Source organism: Curtobacterium sp. B18 (assembly GCF_000333375.1).
In the GTDB taxonomy this organism is placed as follows: Bacteria; Actinomycetota; Actinomycetes; order Actinomycetales; family Microbacteriaceae; genus Curtobacterium.
Genome location: NZ_BACZ01000138.1, coordinates 1 through 7241, shown reverse-complemented (window position 1 = coordinate 7241; position 7241 = coordinate 1). Strand labels below are relative to the sequence as shown.

The following is a 7241-nucleotide window of genomic DNA, read 5'->3' as shown; positions in this document are numbered from 1 at the left end:
CTCCTGTCCGTCCGTGCGCACGTCGCGACGTTCCTTCCCAGAACCGCCGCGATGGAAAGCGGAATCGGGCGTACCCGGTCGGGAGGAACGACCAGGGACGCCCGAAACGGCCAGGCACGCCCGGCACGGAGGGTGACGGTCAGAGCGAGTCGCGCAGCTCGGTGACCAGGTGCCGGACGACGGCGCGGAGGTCGCCGCCGTTCTCCTGCGCCACCTGCAGCTGTCGCTGGTACGAGGCGCCGGCCGCGATCATCGTGTCGAGGTGGTGCAGCTCCTCGAGGCAGCCGAGGCGCTCCGCCACCGGGTGGAGCCGCTCGACGAGGTCGTGCACCTCGTCGGTCACGAGCTGCTCGTCACCGGCGGCGTTCGTGATGATCTCGGCCTCCATGCCGTAGCGCGCCGCGCGCCACTTGTTCTCACGGATGAACCAGGGCTGCATGGTCGGCAGCGTCTCGCCGGCGTCGAGCCGGTCCGACATGGCGGTGACGAGGCACTGCACGAGCGCGGTCACCGCCCCGACCTCGTGCAGGGTCGAGATGCCGTCGGAGACGCGGTTCTCGAGCGTGCCCCAGCCGGGCGACGGGCGGATGTCCCAGCGGAGGTCCTTGACGCCGTCGATGACACCGGTGCGGGTGAGGTCGTCGACGACCTCCTCGAAGTTCGCCCACGCGCCGAGCGCCGGCGGCAGCCCACCGGTCGGCAGCTGCTGGAACATGAGCGCGCGGTTCGAGGCGTACCCGGTGTCGGTGCCGGCCCAGAACGGGCTCGAGGCGGTGAACGCCTGCAGGTGCGGCACGTACGCGAGCATCGCACCGAGGATCGGCAGGGCCTTGTCGCGGTCGTCGATCCCGACGTGCACGTGCACGCCCCAGATGAGCATCTGGCGCCCCCACCAGCGCGTGCGGTCGATGAGGGTCGTGTAGTGCTCGCTGTCCGGCGTGATCTCCTGCTGGTCCCACACGGCGAAGGGGTGCGTCCCAGCGCACATGACCTGCGCGTCGAGCGGTTCGGCGGCGTCGATGACCTCGCCGATGATCCCGGACAGCTCGTCCGTGGCCCCGCGCACCCGGGAGTGCACGCCCGTGACGACCTCGACCGTGTTCGTCAGGAGCTCCTCGGTCACCCGGTCGTGGTCACCGAGCCGCTCCTGCACCGCCCGGATGACGGCGGGGGCACGCGGGGTGAGGTCGCCGGTGTCCCGGTCGACCAGGGGGAGCTCCCACTCGACGCCGATCGTCGACGGGCGGGACTCGGTGAAGCGGATGTCCATGCTGTACATCCTGCCCGGCTCCTTGTCGGACACGCACAACGATGGACGGTCCCGATCGTGCGGATCCGATTCACAGTGGTTCCACACCGGGCGTACCGTAGTAACGCTCAACAGGGAAGAGGTAGGCATGCAGCTGGTCGTGCGCGGGACGAACGCACCACTCGTCGGAGAACTCGACATCCCGGTCTCGAAGTACCACGCGCACCGAGCGCTGGTCCTCGCATCGCTCGCGAAGGGGACGAGCATCGTGTCCGGCATCAGCGCGACCCGACAGGTCGAGTGGACCGTGGGCACGCTGCGTGCCCTCGGCGTCGACGTGAAGCGTCGTGGGGACGAGTACCACGTCACGGGCCTCGGCGGCCGGTACGAGGCCACCGACGTCGTCGACCACGGCTCCCGGGGCGCCGACGGCATCCTCAACATGGGCTCGTCCGGCACCACCCTCTACTTCATGACCGGGCTCGCGTCCCTGGCGGACAAGCCGATGACGCTCGCCGGGATGAAGTACTTCCAGCGGCGGCCGATCAAGGCCCTGCTCACCTCGCTCACCCAGATGGGCATCGAGCTCGAGGCCACGAACGACTGCCCGCCGGTCACCGTCCAGCCGAAGCGTCCGCGGGGCGGCGACGTCCAGATCGCCGGCACCCTGTCGCAGTGGATCTCCGGGCTGCTCCTCGTCGCGCCCTTCGCCGAGCAGGAGACCCGCATCCACATCACCGGCGGACGGCTCAACGAGCAGCCCTACGTCGAGCTGACCGTGCGCATGATGCGCCAGTTCGGCCTCACGGTCGAGGTGTCCGACGACTGGCTCGAGTACCGGATCCCGGCGAACCAGCAGGCCACCCCGCACGACTACGTGATCCCGCCGGACATCGGCTCGGCCGCGTTCGGCATCGCCGCTGCCGGCACCCGTGCGTCGAACGTGCTGCTCCGCGGCATGACGGCGTTCACCACCGCCGAGACCGACCACCCGGAGAGCGAGTTCCTCGACCTCGCGACGGCGATGGGCGTCCCGATGCGGATCGACGAGGAGACCGGGTTCGTGCGCATCGAGCACGACGGCTCGCCGCTCCGCCCCCTCGACATCGACTGCCAGCCGATCCCGGACCTGCTCCCGGTCCTGTCGACCATGGCGACCTTCGCCGAGGGCACGACCCGGCTCTGGAACGTGGCGCACATCCGGCTGAAGGAGTCCGACCGCGTCGCCGCGATGCTCCAGCTCAACCGCCTGGGCGGCCGCGCCGAGCAGGGCGCCGACGAGCTGCGCGTCACGGGGGTCCGACCGGGTGACCTGCAGGGGTCGCCGATGTCCTCGTTCAACGACCACCGCGTCCTCATGTCCCTCGCCGTCGCCGCGTCCGGGGCCGAGGGCACGTCCTCGCTCACCTACCCGCGCGCCTACCGGATCTCGTACCCGACCTTCCTCGAGGCGATGAACGCCGTCGGCCTCGACATGGAGGTCGGCGACGGCGCCGCGGCCCGGATCGCCCGCGACGACCGCATCCACGCGGCCGAGGCGGCAGCCGAGCGCACCGACCTCGGCGAGGAGCACGAGACCGTGCCGAACGCACTGCCCGAGCTCACCGGCGTCGACGCCGACCCGCTCGTCCTCAGCGAGAAGGTCCGGGCGCTTGCCGAGACGGACCCGGACGGCCTCGCCGTGATCGAGGTCGGCGGCCCCGAGCCGGTGAACATGACGTGGCGCGAGCTGCAGGACGAGGCCGACAAGGTGTCCGCGCTGCTCCTCGAGCTCGGCGTCCGCACGGGCGAGTCCGTCGCGATGCAGCTGCCGAACTGGCGCGAGTTCGTCTCGATCACCCTCGGAGCGATCCAGATCGGTGCCGTCGCGACCCCGATCATGCCGGTCTTCGGTCCCCGCGAGACGACGATGACGCTCGCCCGGTCCCGCGCCCGCGTCGTGTTCCTGCCGAACCTGTTCCGCAAGCGTCGTCCGGCGCTCGAGCTCCTCGACGTCATCGACGAGGCGCGGGCGCAGAAGCGACGGCTGTCGGTCGAACACGTGGTCGTGCTCCGCTCCGAGGCACGCGGTCAGGGGGACACCCCGACGAACCAGCCCCCGCTGCCCACGGACGCCATGGAGCGTGTGGCTGCGAGCGAGTGGAACTGGCGGTACTTCGACACGGCGCTCGAGTCCGTGCAGGTGGACGTCGAACAGATCCGATCGCACGCGCCCGGCCCGGACGACGTCTGCCAGCTCCTCTTCACCTCCGGCACGACCGGTGAGCCGAAGGGCGTGCAGCACCCGCACCGCACGCTCGGCCTGGCGACCGCGATGCACGTCGCCCAGTCCGGTCTGACGAGCGCGGACCGGATCTACATCCCGTCGCCGCTCGCGCACCAGACCGGCTTCCTGTACGGCATGCTCCTGGCCTTCCGGCTCGGCGCGCCCCAGGTCATCCAGCCGGTGTGGGACGGCACCGTCGCGCTCGAGCAGGCGTTCGGCGCCGCGAAGGCCACCTTCGTGCAGTGCGCGACGCCGTTCCTCACCGACCTGGTCGACCTCGTCGAGGCCGGTGCCGCCCAGCCCGAGTCGCTGCGGATCTTCGTGCCGACCGGTGCCGCGGTGCCCCGGGCCCTCGCCCAGCGTGCCGCGACCGTGCTCGGCACGGCGATCCTCGGTGCGTTCGGCACGAGCGAGACGTGCCTCGGGGCGCTGTCCAGCCCGACCGACGACCCGGCGGACGCCTACGGCCACGACGGACGCGCACTGCCCGGGATCCGGATCCGGATCGTCGACGACGAGGGGCACGAGCTGCCCGCCGACACCGAGGGCAACTTCGAGCTGCACTCGCCGACGATGTTCGACGGGTACCTCGACCGCCAGGACCTCACGGACGACGTCTTCACCGAGGACGGCTGGTACCGCACCGGCGACCTCGCGACAGTCGACGCCAAGGGATTCCTGTCCATCACCGGCCGCGTGAAGGACGTCATCAACCGCGGTGGCGAGAAGATCCCGGTGGTCGAGATCGAGAACCTGCTCTACCAGCACCCGCTGGTGACCGACGTGGCGATCGTCGCCATGCCGGACGCGCGGCTCGGCGAGCGTGCGTGCGCGTTCGTCGTGCCGGCCGCCGGCGCCGAGCGGCTCGACTTCGCGTCGATGCAGCAGGCACTCGACACCGCCGGCGTGAGCAAGTACTACTGGCCCGAGCGGCTCGAGTACCTCGCCGAACTGCCCCGCAACGCGGTCGGCAAGGTCCAGAAGAACGTCCTGCGGGAGCAGGCTGCCGCACTCGTCGCGACGAAGGAGAACGAGACACGATGACCATCACCGCCACCGACCAGACGCTGGACGAGACGACGTTCCAGCAGCTCAAGGCCGAGGTCACCGAGTGGGTCCGCGGCCGCGGTGAGGAGTGGGCCGAGGAGATCGAGCGCACCGGCCAGGTCGCGCCCGAGCTGTTCCAGGAGCTCAAGGACAAGGGGTGGCTGTCGCTCGCCGCCCCGGCCGAGCTCGGCGGACAGGGCATCCCGTTCTCGCGCTACCTCGAGATCATGGAGATCGTCTCACGCTCGCACGCGTCGATCCGCATGCTCGTCCACGTCATCAACGGCACCTGGCGCGCCATGGCGCCGTACGCGACGCCGGAGCAGCTCGACGAGGTCGTGAAGCCGAGCGTCGCCGGCGACGAGCTCGTCGCGTTCACGCTCACCGAGGCCACCGCCGGGACCGGCGCGGACATCCGAACGACCGTCCGCCGCGAGGGCGACACCTACGTGATGAACGGCGAGAAGCACCTCATCACCTTCGGCGTGAAGGCCGACTACTGGCTCATCGCGGCGCGTCTCGAGGGCACCACCGGCCAGGACGGCACCGTCGCGTTCCTCATGCCGAACTCCGGCCTGCCGGGCGCCGAGGTGATCGACGACTCGGACACCATGGGCATCCGCGGCACCGACCACGCGATCCTCCGGTTCACCGAGACCCCGATCCCGGCCTCCGCCCGCCTGGGCGAGGAGGGCCAGGGCCTCGAGGTCGCGCTCGGCGGCTTCCTGCTGCCGAGCCGCGTGTCCGTCGCGATGAGCGCCGTCGGCCTCGCCGAGCGGGCGAACGAGCTCGCCGTCGAGTACGCGAACAAGCGCGAGACGTTCGGCAAGAAGCTCGCCAGCCGCCAGGCGATCCAGTTCTACCTCGCCGAGAACTACGCCGACATCGCCGCCGCCCGCGCCCTCGTCCTCGAGGCCGCGCGCGCCTACGAGGAGGGCCGTCCGGACGCCGGCACGCTGTCGAGCGCCTCGAAGATGGTCGCCGTCGACATGCTCGCCCGCGTCACCGACAAGGCCCTGCAGGTGCACGGCGGCCAGGGCTACTGGAAGCGCAACGCGATCGAGCGCGTCTACCGCGACGCTCGCGCACAGCGCTTCGAGGAGGGCACCAACGAGATCCAGAAGCTGGTCGTCGGCCGCGCCGTCGTGACCGGCCAGGCCGGGTTCTGATCCGCAACCACTCCACAGCCGGGAGGCGCGGTGCGGGCCCGCACCGCGCCTCCAGGCCCTGACAACGCAAGGAACACATTGGCTGCAACCACTGCTCCCATCGCCCTCATCACGGGTGCCTCCCGCGGCATCGGCCGCCTGCTCGCGCAGAAGCTCGGCCAGCGCGGCGTCACCGTCGTGGTGACGTACAAGGGCAACGCCGACCTCGCCGAGGAGTCGCTCGCCGACGTCAAGGCCGCCGGCGGCGACGGGATCACGGCGCAGGTCGACATCGAGCAGCCCGAGTCGATCGACGCGCTGTTCGACCTGGTGCGCGACACCTACGGACGCCTCGACATGTTCGTCGCGAACGCCGCCGCGAGTGCCTTCAAGCCGGTCAACCAGCTCAAGCTGCACCACCTCGACCGCAGCTACGCGACGAACGCCCGCTCGTTCGTCCTCGGTGCGCAGCGCGCCGCCGAGCTCATGGACCGGGGCGGCCGGATCGTCGTCGTCACGTCCTACGGCTCGCTCCGTGCCTTCCCGACCTACGCGGCACTCGGTGCCGCGAAGGCGATGACCGAGGCGTACACGAAGTACATGGCCGTCGAGTTCGGTCCCCGGCAGATCACCGTCAACGCGGTCAACGGCGGGCTGATCGACACCGACTCGCTCGACTACTTCTACAACTCGGTGCCGGGCATGGCACCGATGCAGAGCGTGCTCGAGAAGCTCCCGCTGCAGCGTCCCGGCACCGCCGACGACATGGCCGACGCGGTCGACTTCCTGCTCTCCGACAAGGCGTCGTACATCACGGGGCAGACCCTGTCGGTGGACGGCGGGCTGACCGTCATCGCGCCGCCGTACTGGGCGGACACCACCTCGCCGCTCCGCGACGCGGTCCTGCCGTCGGCCGACGCGGCGTCCGACGCTGCTGCCGACCCGGCGTCCGACACGGCAGAGTAGGCGCATGAGCACCGTCGCCATGCCCGACCTCGCCGTCGTCTCCTCGCCGTGGACGCTCGGCCCCCTGACGCTCCCGAACCGGGTGGTCATGGGGTCGATGCACACCGGGCTCGAGGTGCACGACGACGGCGGGGCCGGCATGGCGACGTTCTACCGCGAACGCGCCGAGGGCGGTGCCGCGTGCATCATCACCGGCGGGATCGCGGTCAACGACGAGGCACGGGGCGGGCCGGACTTCGCCGTGTTCGGCGTCGGGGGAGCGGACGAGCGGTTCCGCACGGCGGTCGACGCCGTGCACGAGTCCGGGTCGGCGATCCTCGCGCAGCTCTTCCACGCCGGCCGGTACGCACTCGCGTCGGGCATGGTCGACCGTCACGGTGCGCCGCAGCGGGTGGTCGCGCCGTCGGCCCTGCCGTGGGCGGCCGCCCGGGGCGTGGTGCCCGTCGAGCTGACCGTCGCCGAGATCGAACGGACGATCGAGGACTTCGCCGCCGCTGCCCGGTCGGCGCGCGACATCGGGTTCGACGGCGTCAAGATCATGGCGTCCGAAGGCTACCTCATCAAC

At 70.9% G+C, this 7241-nt stretch carries 5 protein-coding genes; 4 read left to right on the top strand and 1 reads right to left on the bottom strand.

Translation table 11 applies throughout. The features are described from left to right. Positions 1-139: 139 nt before the first annotated feature. Positions 140-1279: a glutamate--cysteine ligase gene (locus I5E_RS03835; RefSeq protein ID WP_022905828.1), complete on the bottom strand. Its 1140-nt coding sequence runs from the start codon at positions 1277-1279 to the stop codon at positions 140-142. Positions 1280-1397: 118 nt separating this feature from the next. Between I5E_RS03835 and aroA the strand changes: the two genes are divergently transcribed. The 4 genes from aroA to I5E_RS03815 all read left to right on the top strand — a co-directional run. Beyond that, the gene (gene aroA, locus I5E_RS03830) at positions 1398-4559 is read left to right on the top strand and encodes a 3-phosphoshikimate 1-carboxyvinyltransferase (protein WP_022905827.1); all 3162 of its coding nucleotides are present in this window, start codon (positions 1398-1400) and stop codon (positions 4557-4559) included. Continuing rightward, on the top strand, positions 4556-5731 hold the full coding sequence (locus I5E_RS03825) for an acyl-CoA dehydrogenase family protein (RefSeq protein WP_022905826.1): 1176 nt from the start codon (positions 4556-4558) through the stop codon (positions 5729-5731). Before aroA ends, I5E_RS03825 begins: the two co-directional genes overlap by 4 nt. Positions 5732-5809: 78 nt before the next feature. Next, on the top strand, positions 5810-6676 hold the full coding sequence (locus tag I5E_RS03820; RefSeq protein ID WP_022905825.1) for an SDR family oxidoreductase: 867 nt from the start codon (positions 5810-5812) through the stop codon (positions 6674-6676). A gap of 4 nt (positions 6677-6680) precedes the next feature. Further along, positions 6681-7241 (top strand): oxidoreductase (locus tag I5E_RS03815; RefSeq protein ID WP_031261436.1); only part of this gene is annotated, 561 nt, incomplete at its 3' end.